12 protein-coding genes are annotated in these 15187 nt (G+C 61.0%); 7 read left to right on the top strand and 5 right to left on the bottom strand.

The genetic code is table 11. From position 1 onward, the window contains the following. Positions 1–99: 99 nt before the first annotated feature. Genes ACFSDX_RS17450 through ACFSDX_RS17440 form a run of 3 tightly spaced genes read right to left on the bottom strand, consistent with a single transcriptional unit; the run spans position 100 to position 5853 of the window. Positions 100–1536, bottom strand: a complete 1437-nt coding sequence (locus ACFSDX_RS17450; RefSeq protein WP_382315849.1) for an efflux transporter outer membrane subunit — start codon at positions 1534–1536, stop codon at positions 100–102. Further along, on the bottom strand, positions 1529–4720 hold the full coding sequence (locus ACFSDX_RS17445) for an efflux RND transporter permease subunit (RefSeq protein ID WP_382315847.1): 3192 nt from the start codon (positions 4718–4720) through the stop codon (positions 1529–1531). The genes ACFSDX_RS17450 and ACFSDX_RS17445 overlap by 8 nt, the downstream gene beginning before the upstream one ends. A gap of 26 nt (positions 4721–4746) precedes the next feature. Beyond that, positions 4747–5853 (bottom strand): efflux RND transporter periplasmic adaptor subunit, encoded by a 1107-nt coding sequence (locus ACFSDX_RS17440; RefSeq protein WP_382315845.1) that lies wholly within the window; start codon positions 5851–5853, stop codon positions 4747–4749. A gap of 1069 nt (positions 5854–6922) precedes the next feature. Here ACFSDX_RS17440 and ACFSDX_RS17435 point away from each other — a divergent pair. The 7 genes from ACFSDX_RS17435 (at position 6923) to ACFSDX_RS17405 (ending at position 13138) form a co-directional block, all read left to right on the top strand. Next, on the top strand, positions 6923–7228 hold the full coding sequence (locus tag ACFSDX_RS17435) for a hypothetical protein (RefSeq protein ID WP_382315843.1): 306 nt from the start codon (positions 6923–6925) through the stop codon (positions 7226–7228). Positions 7229–7619: 391 nt separating this feature from the next. Continuing rightward, complete coding sequence (locus ACFSDX_RS17430) at positions 7620–7808, top strand: hypothetical protein (protein WP_382315841.1); 189 nt, start codon at positions 7620–7622, stop codon at positions 7806–7808. A 218-nt stretch (positions 7809–8026) separates the two neighbouring features. Continuing rightward, positions 8027–8926 carry a helix-turn-helix domain-containing protein gene (locus ACFSDX_RS17425; RefSeq protein WP_382315839.1) on the top strand — a complete coding sequence of 300 codons (900 nt, stop codon included), beginning with the start codon at positions 8027–8029 and terminating at the stop codon, positions 8924–8926. Between the two features lie 129 nt (positions 8927–9055). Then, positions 9056–10135 (top strand): SDR family oxidoreductase, encoded by a 1080-nt coding sequence (locus ACFSDX_RS17420; protein ID WP_382315837.1) that lies wholly within the window; start codon positions 9056–9058, stop codon positions 10133–10135. Between the two features lie 111 nt (positions 10136–10246). Continuing rightward, a complete protein-coding gene (locus ACFSDX_RS17415; protein WP_382315835.1) occupies positions 10247–11272 on the top strand; it encodes an EthD domain-containing protein in 1026 nt (341 codons plus the stop codon). Between the two features lie 173 nt (positions 11273–11445). Further along, on the top strand, positions 11446–12174 hold the full coding sequence (locus tag ACFSDX_RS17410) for a DUF92 domain-containing protein (RefSeq protein WP_382315833.1): 729 nt from the start codon (positions 11446–11448) through the stop codon (positions 12172–12174). A 100-nt stretch (positions 12175–12274) separates the two neighbouring features. Next, entirely contained in the window at positions 12275–13138 is an 864-nt protein-coding gene (locus ACFSDX_RS17405; RefSeq protein ID WP_382315831.1) for an SDR family oxidoreductase, read from the top strand. Positions 13139–13290: 152 nt separating this feature from the next. Here the strand turns inward: ACFSDX_RS17405 and ACFSDX_RS17400 are convergent, their stop codons facing one another. Further along, positions 13291–13557, bottom strand: a complete 267-nt coding sequence (locus tag ACFSDX_RS17400) for a hypothetical protein (protein ID WP_382315829.1) — start codon at positions 13555–13557, stop codon at positions 13291–13293. A 91-nt stretch (positions 13558–13648) separates the two neighbouring features. Beyond that, positions 13649–15115, bottom strand: a complete 1467-nt coding sequence (locus ACFSDX_RS17395; protein ID WP_382315828.1) for an efflux transporter outer membrane subunit — start codon at positions 15113–15115, stop codon at positions 13649–13651. Between the last annotated feature and the right edge of the window lie 72 nt (positions 15116–15187).

Here is a 15187-nt window from a genome sequence, read left to right as displayed (position 1 = left end):
CGAAATCGCCCGCGAGCTAGGGCCCTAGGGTAATAAAAAAGCCCGTTTCCAGGCTGGAAACGGGCTTTTTACTAAAGCTTAACTTAGCAAGTGACGCTACTAATACCAGCCGCCACCTAGGGCCCGGTACATATTCACGGTGGCATTGAGCTGCTGCATGCGGGTTTCGGTGAGGTCGAATTTTGATGTCAGGGCGTCGCGCTGGGTGAAGAGCACTTCGGTGTACTCGGCCCGCACGGCCCGGAAGAGGCTGTTGGAGATGCGGATGGACTGGTTGAGGGCCTGCACTTCCTTGAGTTTGGCGTCGTAGCTCTTTTGCAGGTTGCCGATGTTGGCGAGCTGGTTGGCCACCTCCACGTAGGCATTCAGCACGGTACGGTCGTAGTTGTACACGGCTTGTAGCTGCACGGCATTGGCGCTGTAGTACATGGCCTTGATGCCGTTGCGGTTGATGAGCGGCGCGGCCAGGTCGCCGGCCAGGTTATACAACATCGACTCGGGCGAGTTGAACAGCAAGCCGGGCTTGAAGGCTTCGAAGCCGGCCCCGCCCGAAATGCCCAGCGACGGGTAGAAGTTGGCGCGGGCTACCTGCACGTCGAGCTTGGCGGCCACCAGCCGCTGCTCGGCCTGCCGGATGTCGGGCCGGTTATTGAGCAGCTGCGCCGGCAGGCCGGTCTGGATGGCGGTTGGCGCCTGGGTGTTAAAGGTTTGGTCGTCGCGGGTGATGGGCTGCGGGTAGCGGCCGGCCAGAAAATTGAGGTGGTTCTCGGTCTCGGTGATGCGCTGCTGCGTCTTGTATTGCAGGCTGATGGTGTTCTGCACCTGCGCCTCGAAGCGCTTCACGGCCAGCTCGGTCACGCGGGCATTTTCCTTTTCCTGGCGCACAATGCGCAGGGCGTTTTCCTGAATCTCGATGTTCTGCTGGATAATAGCCAGCTGATTATCCAGCGCCAGCAGCTCGTAGTACGAGTTGGCCATCTCGGCAATCAGGTTGGTCACCATGAAGTTCCGGCCCTCAATGGAAGCCAAGTAGCGCGTGGCGGCCGACTTGCGGGCGTTGCGCAACTTGTGCCAGATGTCCACTTCCCAGCTCGCCGAGATGCCCACCTGGTAGTTGGCCAGCGGCGTGGGGTTGGCGCGGTCATCCCGAATAGGAACTCGCTCCTCGGTGGCGCCTTGCAGCGTGTAGCGGCCGGGCTTGGCCACGTCGGCCCCCGCCCCAATGCTCACTGATGGCATGTAGTCGCCGGTGCGGGCGCGGATTTCGTTGCGCGCCAATTCCAGCTCCTGGGTCGTGATGTTGAGCTCCTGGTTGCGTTGGAGGGCGCTGTCGATGAGCGAAACCAGGTTGGGGTCGGTGAAGAACTGCTTCCAGCGCGTGCGGGCCGAGTTGGTGCTGTCCTGGGGGCTGCCTGCGTAGGTAGCGGGCGTGGTGCGGTTGGGGTTACGCTGCGCCAGCTCGGGCAGTTTGCAGGCCCCCACCGCCAGCGCGAGGCCGGCGGCGGTCAGGCCCTGATAAATGCGTCTCTTAAGCATGCGACTCAACTTCTTCAACTAAAACCCGTGGCTCAAACCCTTCGCTAATCGGATACTCGTTCTCATCATCGATGAGCTTGCTCTTCGCGGCCATGGTGCCAAAAATGTAGTACAGGCCCGGCACGATAACTACCCCGAACACTGTCCCGAACAGCATGCCCCCTAGGGCCGCCGTGCCGATGGTGCGGTTGCCGATGGCGCCCGCGCCGGTGGCGATTACCAGCGGAATCAGGCCGGCGATAAAGGCGAACGAGGTCATCAGAATCGGGCGAAAGCGGGCCTTGGCCCCGGCAATTGCCGCGTCGCGGACGCTCATGCCGTGCTCGTGCTCCTGCACTGCAAATTCCACGATGAGCACTGCGTTCTTACCCAACAGACCCACCAGCATTACTAGGCCCACCTGGGCGTAGATGTTGTTAGCTAGCCCAAACAGTTTGATGAACAAGAAGGCGCCGAAAATACCGGCCGGCAGCGACAGCACCACCGCAAACGGCAGCAGGAAGCTTTCGTACTGCGCGGCGAGTACCATGTACACGAACGCCAACACAATCAGGAAGATGTAGATGGCTTCGTTGCCGCGCGACGATTCATCTTTCGACAATCCGCCCCAGTCGATATCGTAACCCCTAGGTAGGGTTTTGGCCGCCACTTCCTGCACGGCCTTGATGGCCTCGCCCGAGCTGTAGCCCTGGGCCGCATCGCCGCGAATAGAGGCTGTGGTGTACATATTGTAGCGGTTGATTTCGTTGGCACCCTGCGTCTTCACGATTTTCATGAAGGCCGAGAACGGCACCATTTCACCCTTTTCGTTTTTCACCCACATGTTCAGGATGTCCTGGGGCAGGCGGCGGTACTCAGGCGAGGCCTGCACGTAGACCTTGAAAAAGCGCTGGTACTTGATGAAGCCCAGCTCGTAGGTCGAGCCAATCATGATGCTCAGCGTGTTCATGGCGTTGCCGATGCTCACGCCCTTCTGCATGGCGAGGTCGTTATCAATCTTCAGCTCGTACTGCGGATAGTTGGCCGAGAAGAAGGTGAACAGGCCGGCTAGCTCCTTGCGTTTTTTCAGGTTGTCGATGAACTCCTCGTTTACTTTTTCCAGCGCCTTGTAGTCGCCCGAGTTGGTTTTGTCGAGCAATTGGAGCTGGAAGCCACCCGCCGCGCCGTAGCCCGGCACCGCCGGCGGCTCGAAGAATTCGATGGTCGCGCCGGGAATCTGCTTGGCCTTTTTCTCCAGCGACTCAATTACGTCGTGGATGGATTCCTTGCGCTCGCTCCACGGCTTCAAGCTAATCAAACAGGTGCCGGCGTTCGAGCCGCGGCCCTCCGTCAGTACTTCGTAGCCGGCTAGGGTCGAAATACTTTCGATGCCAGGCACATCCTTGGCCAGCTGTTGCAAGCGCTGCGAAATGTCATTCGTGCGCTCCAGGGTCGAGCCGGGGGGCGTCTGAATGATGGCATAGAGCATACCCTGGTCCTCGGCCGGAATGAAGCCGGACGGCAGCTTGGACGAGATGCCGAAGATGCCTAGGGCAAACACAATCAGCACGCCGAAGGTGAACACGCGGCGGTCTACGACCTTCTCCAGCACGTTGGTGTAGCTGCCAGTCAGCTTCTCAAAGCCGCGGTTGAACCAGTCGATGAAGCGGTTGATGGGTGTCTTTTTGCGCGGCTGGCCGTGGTTGTTTTTTAGAATCATGGCGCAGAGCACCGGAGTCAGAGTCAAGGCCACGACACCTGAAATGACAATGGCCGTGGCCATCGTAATCGAGAACTGGCGGTAGAAAATACCCACTGGACCGCTCATGAAGGCCACCGGCACGAACACCGCCGTCATTAGGATGGTGATGGCGATAATGGCGCCGCTGATTTCACCGATTACCTCGCGCACCGCCCCAAAGGGCGAGAGGTGTTTCTCCTCCATCTTGGCGTGCACGGCCTCGACCACCACAATGGCATCATCGACCACGATACCAATGGCGAGCACCAGCGCAAAGAGCGTAATCATGTTGATAGTCAACCCAAACGCCTGCATGGCCGTGAACGCCCCAATGAGCGACACCGGCACGGCGATAATCGGGATGAGCGTCGAGCGCCAGTCGCCGAGGAACAGAAACACCACGATGGCCACCAGAATAAAGGCGTCGCGCAGGGTGTGAATTACGTTTTCGGTCGAGGCGTCGAGGAAGTTCGACACGTCGTAGCTGATTTTGTAATCCATGCCGGGCGGCATGGTTTTCTTCAGCTCCTCTAGCTTGGCTTTCACGCTGGCAATCACGTCGCTGGCGTTCGAGCCGTAGGTCTGCTTCAGCATGATAGCCGCCGAAGGGTAGCCATCGAGGTTGGAGTAAATATCGTAGAATTCTGACCCTAGGGATACGTCAGCCACGTCTTTCAGGCGCAGCATTTCACCGTTGGCGTTGGCCTTCAGAATCACGTTCTTGTACTGGTCCACGTCGTTGAAGCGGCCCTGGTAGGTTAGCACGTATTCCAGCGCTTCGGCACGGCCGCCGTCCGAGCGGCCAATGCGGCCCGGCGAGCCAATCACGCTCTGGTCGCCGAGGGCCTTCATCACGTCGTCGGCCGAGATGTTGTAGGCCCGCATCCGGTCGGGTTTCAGCCAAATACGCATGGCATACTGCCGGCTACCTAGGATGCTGGCGCGCCCGATACCGTCGATGCGCTGGATCTCGGGTATCATGTTCACGCCGGCGTAGTTGAACAGGTACTTCATGTCCGTGTTCTTGTCCTTGCTGTACAAGTTCACGTACATCAGCATGTTAGGTACCACGCGGTTCACGATGAGGCCCTCGCGCTGCACCAGCACTGGCAGGCGGTTCACTACTTGCGCGATGCGGGTGTTCACGTTCACGACCGCCTGCTCGGGGTCGGTACCGAGGTTAAAGACAATCTGGATGTTGGCCTCGCCGGCGCTCACGGCGTCGGAGGTCATGTATTTCATGCCCGGCACGCCGTTCACGGCCTGCTCCAGCGGAATCAGGACCGACTCGGTGAGCACCTTGGCGCTGGCGCCGGGGTAGGCACAGCTCACCATCACCATCGGCGGCGAAATCTCGGGGAACTGCGAGGTGGGCAGGGTCTTGATGGCCAGAATGCCCATGAACACGATTACCACCGATATCACGATGGCAAACACTGGCCTACGAATGAATTTACTGAACATAAATCACGCTAATAAATTGACAATCACTACTCCGAATACACCTTCAGCTTGGGCAGCACCTGCTCGGGCGCCTCGTAGGTATAGCTGATTTTTTCGCCATCCTTCACCTTGCGAATGCCTTCCAGCAAAATCTTGTCGCTGGGCGAAATGCCATCCTTCACGATGTAGAGGTCCGGCATTTCGGAGGCGATGTTCACCTCTTTCTGGTGCACCACGTTGTTTTTGTCCACCACGTACACGAACTTCTTTTCGAGCACTTCGAAGGTGGCTTTCTGCGGAATAATGAGCGCGTGTTTGAGCGGCACGGTCATGAGCACGCTGCCGGTTTCGCCGTTGCGCAGCAAGCCTTTGGGGTTGGGGAAGGTGGCGCGGAAGGCGATGTTGCCGGTTTCGTTATTAAAGTCAGCTTCAATGGCTTGCACCTTGCCGGGGTAGGGAAACACCTCGTTATTGGCCATCATCAGCCGCACGCTTACTTCCTTGTCGCCGGCTTTTGCGTGCTCCTTGTAGGCGATGTACTCGGCCTCGGGCACGTTGTAGTACACCCACATTTTGCTGTTGTCAGAGAGCGTCGTCAGCAGGTCGCCCTCGTCAACGAGGCTACCCAGCCGGCCCTGGAAGTGGTCCATCATACCGTCGAAGGGCGCTTTGATGGACGTGAACTGCAAGTGGGTTTTGGCCAGCGATACGTCGGCTTTGGCCTTGTTAAACTTGGCGCGAGCCAGGGCCAACTCGTTCTTCGACACGATGTTGCTGTCGGCCAGGTTCTTCGTGTTCTGGTATTCGATACCCACGTAGTTGGCCTCGGCCTGCGACTTCTGCAGGTCGGCGTTGTAAATCAAGGGCGTAATCTGGAACATGGCCTGGCCCTTCTTCACCGACTGGCCCTCGTCCACAAAAATCTTTTGCAGGTAGCCTTTTTCCAGGGCCCGCAGCTCGATGTGCTGGTAGGCGTGAATCTGGGCCACGTACTCCTTGGTGATGGTCGTGTCCTTCTGCAGGGGGCTGGTGACCAGTAGTTTAATTTGTTCTTCTTTCTCCTCCTGCTTATCAGCGCAGCTGGTAAAAAACAAGCCGCCCGAGCTCATTGCCAGGAGTAAAAACGTTCTCTTTATAAAAGCATTAAGTACCATAGATAGGTGCTTGGTAATCCCGGAAAATGATGGGTTGAAGTAAGGAGCCGAATAGTGCCGGCCGGCTCCGCTGAAGCACAGGAAGCCGGCCTTACTCAATTGGCCCGTGGTTGTGTTGGCAGAGCCGCTGGGAAAGCCGGCGGCCCTAGGTACCAAATAAATATTTTTACATGCTTCGCAAGTGGCCCTGCCTAACTAGCAGAAAACCAGTTAATACCGGCAAAAAAAGCCGGTCTTAAATTAAATCTGGAGAGCAAAACCGAGGGAATAGGTCGCCGCGGCGCAAGGCCTTTGGCGTGCTGGGTAATACAAAGCTCAAGCCCTTGCCATTAAGGCAGTATGAAGGAATAGCCTGAAAAAATTCAAGAACTCTTCATGTGCGGCTTTACAGAGAATTTATGCTTTAAATAGCATTAAAATTCAAGTAGTTAGCCATGCAGGCGTGCCTGGCAGCAAGCTGAACCTTTAAGAAGAAAGCAATGCGAACGGCGGCAAAGCTAGAATCGGCGTGGGCCCCTTGCACCCCACCCAGGGGCTGGCCAGTGTCCTCTGCTTGATGGGGCGCCTGCGGCGGCTGGCCTGCGGGCCAGTGGCCCCTTCGCAACGGGTGGCCGCGGATGGGCCAAGGCAATAGCTATTTGCTGCGGGCCTGCCTTGAGGACCGCAATAGTGATGGGGCGCACGCACTGGACTCTAGCGACAAGGAGTACGCTATCAGCGGCTAGCTTAGGCTACCAAAAGCACTTTACTGCTGCTATAAAAAGTGCCAGTGCCGCTAGCAGTGCCCAGGCTATACTGTTGTAGTTGAAAGGCTTGGCGTACTCACTTTTGCGCGAATGCTTGCGCTTCCTGGGGTTGAGAATAGAGGTGCGGGTCATACAGGTGAAACTAGTTGGGGGTAAGGCAAACTAAGTCGAGCACGGGATGAATTTAAGCTGGCTGACCTTGTTTTGCGCACAGCGCGAACAAACTTAATTTTTGCGGGGACGCTCTTCATCGCTGATTCACCTCCCCGGGCGCGGTGTTGCGCCTGGCCGGTAGGCGGTAAGATGCTTGCCCTAGACCACAATTGGGTCAGGCTAACGTGCTGGTGGTGATGGTAGTGGGCATTCGCTTTGCAACGTGCATCGTCGGTGCCCGCAGCTGGGGCCGCCGCGGCCGCATCACCGAGGAGCTTGAGCTAACAGCTGGCCTTGCGGGCAATAAAGCTGGTGTGGTGCAGGAGTCGGCCAAAAAGATGCAACTGGTGCCAAGCAAGCTCTGCGAGTCGGGCGAGGCCCTGAAAGCACGGGCGGCGGCGGCGGGCAAAGCGATAGACTCTGCTAGTGGCTTGCCGCAGCGCCCGCGAGCCAGCCCGTGCCAACCCACCACCTAGGTAGCAAACTACGCTATATTTTTCTGGCCGTTGGCAGCCAGCGGATAGTAACCGGCGCGGCGGCCTCTTACTGGCGGCGCCTTGGCCTGGGTGTGCAGGCTGGCCGGGCCTTGCTGCAAGTGAGCCATGGCCTGGGGCTGCGCCACCCGGGCACGGCCGAGGTAGCTACGCCGAGCAGTGTGTCTGGGCCTCTCTAGGTTGCTTTTTTTTGGCAGCAGAAGCTAAGCGGCTGAGCGAGTTGGAGCTTTAGGCTCGTTGCGTCTGGGTAGCGGCGCCAGCGCCGGTGTGCAGCCCGGATGCCCAGAATAGTGGGTCAGCTGCGTGCCTGCCGTGCACTAAGACTGGTAGGTTGAGCGTTATAAGAAAGGTATTAATTTAATCATATTTAATCATGGAATTGCTATCAAAATTGCGTGACTTGTTCAAGCCAAAACCCGTGGTAGTGCCACCGCCACCGCTCTACTCGGATGAGGAGTTTCTGGATTTCATCGCTGCTCAGGCTCGCAACCGCACGCGGGCCGAGCAAGCGGCTCAAACCAGGTCGGCCAGCCCCAACGCCCCACTCGACAGGGCTGCGTAGGCGTGGCGTTTTCCGCACCGAGCCAGCGGCCGGCGGAGCGCCGCCCGCCTAGGCTGCCTTGCGGTGGCTAGTCGGCGGCCCGAGGGGTGCGTAGCGCCCCTCACTCACTGCGCCGAGCGGGCGCTGCCCGCGTGCTGCTGGCGCCGGCTCGGCAAGCGCAGCCTAGGGGGCGCTTGGGGCCGGCCGCAACCATTGCCCGGCCCCGGGGTTAACAACCGATGGAAACGCCCGCGCTGCCCACTTTCGGCTTCGACACCTACCCCCAAACGGCCGAGCCGCGGCTGCCCAAGCTGCCCACCGAGGCGCTGGAGCAGCTGGTAGTGTACCGGCGCGAGGAGCGGTTTGCCACCTGCCGCCAGCACATTGAGCTGCACCGGCGCGCGTTTTATAAGCTGTCGCTGATTGGCGAGGGTGGCGGCCGCTTCACCCTGAACGACGAGGTGGTGGCTGTGGCACCTAGGTCCATCTTGCTGGTGCCGCCGGGCACGGCCCTGAGCTGGCGCCTGCACGAAGGCCCGCAAACTGGGCTGTACTGCTTTTTCTCGCCCGATTTTTACAATGCGGGCCTGCTGCCGGGCTACCAGCTGGGGGCGGTGCTGGCGGGTGGCGCGCCTTACGTGTACCACGCCGCCACGCCGGCCGAGTACGCCGCGCTGGCCCAGAGCGGCGAGCACCTGCACGCCCAGCAAGCGCACCTCGAAAAAGCCCGCCACTACCTGCGCCTGCTGCTGGCCGACGTGCGCGATTGGGAGCAGCCGGCTGCCCCAGCCACAACCCTGACACCGGTGGTGCAGCAGTTTTTGCAGCTAATTGCGGCGCGCCTGGCGGCGGCCACCGAGCCGGTGCTGGCCCTGGACTCCTACGCGGCCGACCTCTGCCTGACGCCTTCGCAGCTGAGCGCGCTGTGCCGCCAAGCCACCGGCCAGAGCGCCGCCAACTTGCTCAAGGAGAAGGTCGCCACCGAGGCCAGGGTTTTGCTAACTGGTACGCAGCTGCCCATCAGCGACATTGCCTACCGGCTCACGTTTTATGATGCGGCCCATTTCTCGCGCTGGTTTCGGCAGGCGGTGGGGCAGGCGCCGTCGGCGTATCGGGCGCAATTCACGACGTACAAGTAATCCTGCGATTCGTACAAAGAAGACGCTGGGCCGGGCCGGTAATTTTGTCGACTGGCGCCCTAGGGCGCCGTTCACCCAGCGCCGGCGGCCTAAAGTGCCCCGGAGCCACTCTTTTTTGTACGTACTTCGATGGAAAAAATAGCGCTTATTGTGGGGGCCAGCGGCATCATTGGCAGCAACCTAGCCCACGAGCTAATTGCCACGGGCTGGACCACTTACGGCCTGGCCCGCCGCCCCCAGACCGACCTGGCCGGCCTGCACCCCGTGGCCGCCGACCTGCTCGACCCCGCCAGCCTGGCCACCGCCCTGGCCGACGTGGCCCCGACCCACGTGTTCCTCACCAGCTGGCTCCGCAACGACACCGAGGCCGAGAACATCCGCGTGAATGGCGGCATGGTGCGCAACCTGCTGGCCGCCCTCAGCCCCAAAAAGACGGTGCAGCACGTGGCGCTCGTCACGGGCCTCAAGCACTACCTAGGGCCGTTCGACTCCTACGCCCAGGGCAACTCGCTGCCGCCCACGCCGCTGCGCGAAGAAATGCCGCGCCTCGACCTGGAGAATTTTTACTACGCTCAGGAAGATGAAGTGTACGCCGCCGCCGAGCGCGATGGCTTTACCTGGAGCATCCACCGCCCGCACACCATCATTGGCAAGGCCGTGGGCAACCTCATGAACATGGGCAGCACACTGGCCGTGTACGCCAGTATCTGCAAGGAAACTGGCCAGCCCTTCCAGTGGCCCGGCTCGCAGGCGCAGTGGGAGGGGCTATCAGACGTGACCGACGCCCGCGTGATTGCCAAGCAGCTCGCCTGGGCCGCCACGGCCGAAACCGCCCGCAACGAAGCCTTCAACGTCACCAACGGCGACTACTTCCGCTGGAGCTGGCTGTGGCCGCGGCTGGCCGCCTGGTTCGGCATCGAGGCCGCGGGCTTCGACGGCACCGTGCACCCGCTCGAAAACGCCATGGCCGCCGACGCGCCGCTGTGGCGCGACCTAGCCGCGCGCCACAACCTGGTCGAGCCCGACCTGAACCGGCTGGCCTCGGCCTGGCACACCGACCTCGACCTAGGGCGCCCCATTGAGGTGATGACCGATACGTCGAAGAGCCGCCAGGCGGGCTTCCACGTGTATCAGCGCAGCGACGAGTCGTTTTTTGACCTCTTCGCCCAGCTGCGCACCGACCGGCTGATTCCGTATCCTACGGCTTGAAATTGAGAATTAAAAATTATAAACGAAGAATTAAAAGTCTGTCTTACAAATTTTTAATTCTTCATTTGTAATTTTTAATTAATTCATTCCTCCTCTTCCTAATCAGCCTTTATGTCAACCCAACCTAATAGCCTAGCTGCCGCCGACGACCGCGCCGACAATGGCCACCGGCCGCCCGCGCTCAGCAGCTACCACACCACCACGGCGCCGCTCATCGTCACGCCCACGTTCCTCACGCGGGCCGATACCACGCCCCGCACCGAGCGCACCATCGACGAGGGTGCCACCCGTGACCGCCGCGGCGAGGGTATCGAAAACCCCGATGCGGAGCCCGCCGAAATCGCGCTGGAGAGCAATCCCAACCTCGATTTTGAGCACTGGGATGAGTACTGGCGCAAGGTGCACGGCCCCAAATTCGCCTACGAGGAGCCGGGCACTGAGAATGAGCTAGTGCTGCGCTACGACCAGGTGCACCGCGTGGCGGGCGGCCCGTCGTCCAATTTCCACCCGCCCTACCGGGCCATGACGCAGGATAATGGCAAGCTCGTGGCCGACCCCTACGCCCAGGTGCCCGCCTACGTGCGCCCGCGCTTCGATGGCTTTGCCTACATCGCCTACGCGGCGGAGGCCGACATCAAGCGCGTGCTGAAGCAGGAGCAGTACGACAAGCGTATTATTGCCGACGAGCAAACGGTGTTTCGCCTGGTGACCCGCGAAATTGCCCGCGAGTACATTCTGCTGCCCAGCGCGCAGCACCGCGACCCGCTTAGCCTGGTCAAAATCCACTACCGGCGGCCTGAGCTGAGCCGGGAAGAGTTTCAAGAGCGGCTCTTGCGGCAGCACGCGCCGCTGGTGCTGGCCCAGCCGGCCACCCACACCTACGTGCGCCGCTACGCCCAGCTGCACAACATCGGCTCGACCCAGCAGCCCGACCCCGAAGGCGAGCTGATTGATGCAATTTCGGTATTCGCCTTCGCCTCGATGAATGATGTAGAGGACTACCTAGTGAGCGACGAGTACCGTACCATCGCGGCCGACGAAGCTACGTTCATCGACGTGGCTCGCTCCGAGTACTGGACCGGCCTCAACTACAGTGTTATTAACCGCCTGCTGCCCGAGCTGGCTACCAAGTATTAATTGCTGCGCGGGCTCGCCTAGGGCCCGCGCCACCAGCCTGCCAAGCCCCCGGCGCTGCTGCGAAGTTCTTTCGCATGGCGCCGGAGGCTTTCTTTGTGGCGCGGCTGCCACCTAGGTTTTGCCCGGTGCCACCAATCAGCTGCGAATAACCCGTGCAATTACTTGATTTACAGATGCCCGCGCTGCCCCGCCTCCTGCTGGTAGTGGGGCTGCTGGGCTTGGGCATGGCCTACAGCGCGCGGGCCGGCAAGCTCACCACGGCGGCCGTGTGGACGGGCGGCGTGCTAGGCGTGGGCATCTACCTAGGGGCCGGTTTTATGGGCCTAGGGCTGCTGGCCACGTTTTTTGGGCTGGGCACGGCGGCCTCGGCCTGGCGCGTGGCCGACAAGCGCCGCCTGGGGCTGGCCGAGGCCAACAAGGGCCGCCGCACGGCCGGGCAGGTGCTGGCCAATGCCGGCCTGGCCGGTTTGCTGGGCCTGGGCGCCTGGCTGGTGCCCGCGTTTGCGCCGCTGGGCCGCCTCATGCTGGCGGGCGGCTTTGCCGCCGCCACGGCCGACACGCTGGCCTCGGAGCTGGGCAATCTCTACGGCCGGCGCTACGTCAATATCTTGACGTTCAAGCCCGACCAGCGCGGGCTCGATGGTGTCATCAGCGCCGAGGGCACGCTGCTGGGGCTGGCGGGTAGTGCGCTGCTGGCCAGCGTATACTGCGCAGCCGAGGGCTGGTACCCGGCCTTTGGCATCTTGCTGCTGGCTGGCACGGCGGGCAACCTGGGCGACTCAGTATTGGGCGCCACCCTGGAGCGCCGCCACTACTTGCCCAATGACGGGGTTAACTTTTTGAATACCCTCGTTGGGGCGCTGGTAGCGGCGGGTTTATACGCCGTGTGGCCTCTAAAATAAGCGCTGCCGCTACCTAGGCAGGCACTAATAAGATTTTGGTATTGGCCAGCCTTGGGTGGCTAGAGGCCGTACGCAGGGCTGTAACTAACTATTCGCAGCTATGAGTACTGAACAGAACGAACCCCGGCCGACCAACAGCGAAATCAGCCCTAAGCCCATGGCCTACCCCACGAGCGAAGCGGACATGCAGGAGCAGCCCGACTGGGACATGTCGAACTACAAGCTCACCGGCAAAGTGGCCCTCATCACGGGTGGCGACTCGGGCATCGGCCGCGCCGTAGCCCTGGCCTACGCCATGGAAGGCGCCGACATAGCCGTCATCTACCAGACCAATGCCGAAGATGCCGCCGTGGTGGGCAAAGCCGTAGAGGCCCAGGGCCGCAAGTTTTTGGCCATTCAGGCCGATGTGCGCTCGGCCACCGAGTGCCGCGAGGCCGTGCGCCGCACCCACGCCGAGCTGGGCGGCTTCAATATTTTGGTGAACAATGCCGCGTACCAGAAGGGCTACGAGCACTTCGAAACCATTCCGGAGGAGAACATTCACCGCACCTTCGACACCAACATTAAGGGCTACATTTTTATGGCGCAGGCCGCTATTCCGTTTTTGAAGGAGGGCGATGCCATCATCAACACTGGTAGCATTGCGGGTCTTGTCGGTAATAAGCATCAGGTGGACTACGCTGCTACCAAGGGCGCCATCCACACCTTCACCAAGAGCCTGGCCGCCTACCTAGGCGACAAGAAAATCCGGGTAAACGCCGTGCTGCCCGGCCCCATCTGGACGCCGCTTATTCCCGGTACCATGCTCAAGGAAGACCTCGCCAAGTTTGGCGACGAAACCATGCTGGGCCGCCCCGGCCAGCCCGAGGAGCTAGCGCCCGCCTACGTCTACTTCGCCTCGCAAGATGGCAGTTACTCGACCGGCAGCCTACTGGAAGTGACCGGCGGCATGCCCAAAGGCTAGGAGTTTGTCATCTGCCATAAAGCAATGTTATGCTGAACGCAGTGAAGCATCTTGCGTGGCGCAGTAAACCTAGGCGTTAGGTTTTACTGCGCCACGCAAGATGCTTCACTGCGTTCAGCATTACGAACGCGCGTTTTTGTAAAAAACCTTAACTAGTTAAGATACAGGCGATGCGTAATCTGAAACCGATGGGGGGCGAAAGCATTATAATACGGTGCCTCGCCCACGAACGTGAGCACGTGCACCAGCGGGATGCCTTCGAGGCGGCTTTCTACCACGCGCACGGGGTATGCGCGGCCCTGCACTGGCCAGTCGCCGCTGTGGTTGGCGGGGCGGGCCGAGTCATCGAGGCACACGGCGTAGTCGAGAAAAGGCGCGGCGGCCGTGGCCTCCGCTAAAGTGTAGCAACCAACTTCCATAGTATAAAAGTACCCAGGCGGCGGGCGGAAAGTTCCGGCACCCGCCGCCGTGGCGCTAGCTGCTAGGTACGCAGTAGGCTCGGCCGTGGTTTTAGGGCTGGCGCACCGGCGTGTTCCAGCCGCCGCCCAAGGCGCGGTACAAGGCCACGGCTTGCAGCAGCTGCGTGCGCCGTAGCTCGGCCAGGCTCAGCTCGGCATCGAGGACGCTGCGCTGCGCGGTGATGATTTCGAGGTACGTGGCGTAGCCGGTGTATTGCAGCAGCGAGGCGGTTTCGACGGCGCCACGCAGGACGTCCACTTCGCGGCGGCGCAGGGTGAGGGCGCTGTCGTAGTTGGCTACGCCGCGCAGGGTATTGGTGACCTCGCGCACGCTGGTTTGCAGCGCTTGCTGGTAGGCGTAGTAGGCTTCGAGGCTGGCGGCGGTGGCGCGGTTGCGGTCAGCCCGCAGAGCCCGGCGGTTGAGAATAGGCGCGCTCAACCCGCCCAAGAAGCCCGCTACTATGGAGCTGGGCTGGAAAAGCAGCGACGACCGAAAGGCATTGACCCCAACGTAGGGCGTGAGCGTGAGGGCCGGCAAAAAGGCGGCGCGGGCCGCATAGAGGTCAGCCCCATAGGCGGCCAGCGCCAGCTCGGCCTGGCGCACGTCGGGGCGGCGCAGCACCAGGCGGGCGGGCACGCCGGCCAGCAGGCGCCGGGGCACCTGCACCTCGGCTAGCTCGGTAGGCCGGGCAATGCGGCGCGGGTAGCGGCCCATGAGCTGGTTGAGCTGGGTTTCGGTTTCGGTGATGCGCTGCCGGGTTTCGAAGGCCAGGCTGCGGGTGCGCAGCACCTGCGCCTGAAACTGCTGCACGGCTAGCTCGGTGGCGCGGCCAGCCTGCTTCTGCACTTTGGTAATCTCAAACGCCCGTTCCTGCAAAATAAGGTTGCGCTGCAGCGTAGCTAACTGGTTATCAAAAGTCAGCAGCTCATAATAATTATTAGCCACCTCAGCAATGATGCCGGTTACGACCAACTGCCGGCCCTGTTCCGAAGCTAGTAAACGGCCCTGGGCGGCGTTGCGCAAGCTGCGCAAACGGCCCCACAAGTCCACCTCCCACGAGCTACGCAAACCTAGGAAGTAGTCAGGCGTGAAGCCGGTCGGGATAGCTTGATTACCGTCGATATTCTGCGACAAGTTGGTGTCGTAGTTACCCACGCCATTCAACGTGTAGCGGCCGTAACGGTCGAAGCCCGCCGAGCCGGTGGCATTGACGCTAGGCAGCAGGGCGGCGCGGCGCTCGAGCACGTTGGCGCGCTGCTGCTCCACGCGCTGGCTGGCCTGGCGAATATCTAGGTTATACTGTAAGGCCGTGTCGATGAGCCCTACGAGGGTTTGGTCAGCAAAAAACTTATTCCACGACAAATCGCCGATGCTGGTGCTATCATTGGGTGCGGGAGGGCCGTAGGAAGTCGGCAGCGGGGTAGCGGCGGGGTAGGAGCGGGGCGCGGAAAGCTGGCAGGCGCTGAACAGGAAAACGCCCGTTGCTACCGCTAGGGCTCGGCGGACATGTGGCCCCACCCCCGGCCCTTCTCCGCTTAATGCGCGGAATCCTGCGGGGGACGGGAGTCGGACGCGACTTGTTTTGGTGAG

This window comes from Hymenobacter bucti (genome assembly GCF_042681145.1).
GTDB classification, from domain to species: domain Bacteria; phylum Bacteroidota; class Bacteroidia; order Cytophagales; family Hymenobacteraceae; genus Hymenobacter; species Hymenobacter bucti.
The sequence above is the reverse complement of the archived record's forward strand: the minus strand, read 5'-3'. Positions and strand labels throughout refer to the sequence as shown.

Bases quoted from the DNA above. Each gene is read 5' to 3' on its own strand.
- ACFSDX_RS17425 (WP_382315839.1), top strand. From the start codon at position 8,027: ATGGAAACGCCCGCGCTGCCCACTTTCGGCTTCGACACCTACCCCCAA.
- ACFSDX_RS17430 (WP_382315841.1), top strand. From the start codon at position 7,620: ATGGAATTGCTATCAAAATTGCGTGACTTGTTCAAGCCAAAACCCGTG.
- ACFSDX_RS17410 (WP_382315833.1), top strand. From the start codon at position 11,446: ATGCCCGCGCTGCCCCGCCTCCTGCTGGTAGTGGGGCTGCTGGGCTTG.
- ACFSDX_RS17405 (WP_382315831.1), top strand. From the start codon at position 12,275: ATGAGTACTGAACAGAACGAACCCCGGCCGACCAACAGCGAAATCAGC.
- ACFSDX_RS17440 (WP_382315845.1), bottom strand. From the start codon at position 5,853: ATGGTACTTAATGCTTTTATAAAGAGAACGTTTTTACTCCTGGCAATG.
- ACFSDX_RS17415 (WP_382315835.1), top strand. From the start codon at position 10,247: ATGTCAACCCAACCTAATAGCCTAGCTGCCGCCGACGACCGCGCCGAC.
- ACFSDX_RS17420 (WP_382315837.1), top strand. From the start codon at position 9,056: ATGGAAAAAATAGCGCTTATTGTGGGGGCCAGCGGCATCATTGGCAGC.
- ACFSDX_RS17400 (WP_382315829.1), bottom strand. From the start codon at position 13,557: ATGGAAGTTGGTTGCTACACTTTAGCGGAGGCCACGGCCGCCGCGCCT.
- ACFSDX_RS17445 (WP_382315847.1), bottom strand. From the start codon at position 4,720: ATGTTCAGTAAATTCATTCGTAGGCCAGTGTTTGCCATCGTGATATCG.
- ACFSDX_RS17450 (WP_382315849.1), bottom strand. From the start codon at position 1,536: ATGCTTAAGAGACGCATTTATCAGGGCCTGACCGCCGCCGGCCTCGCG.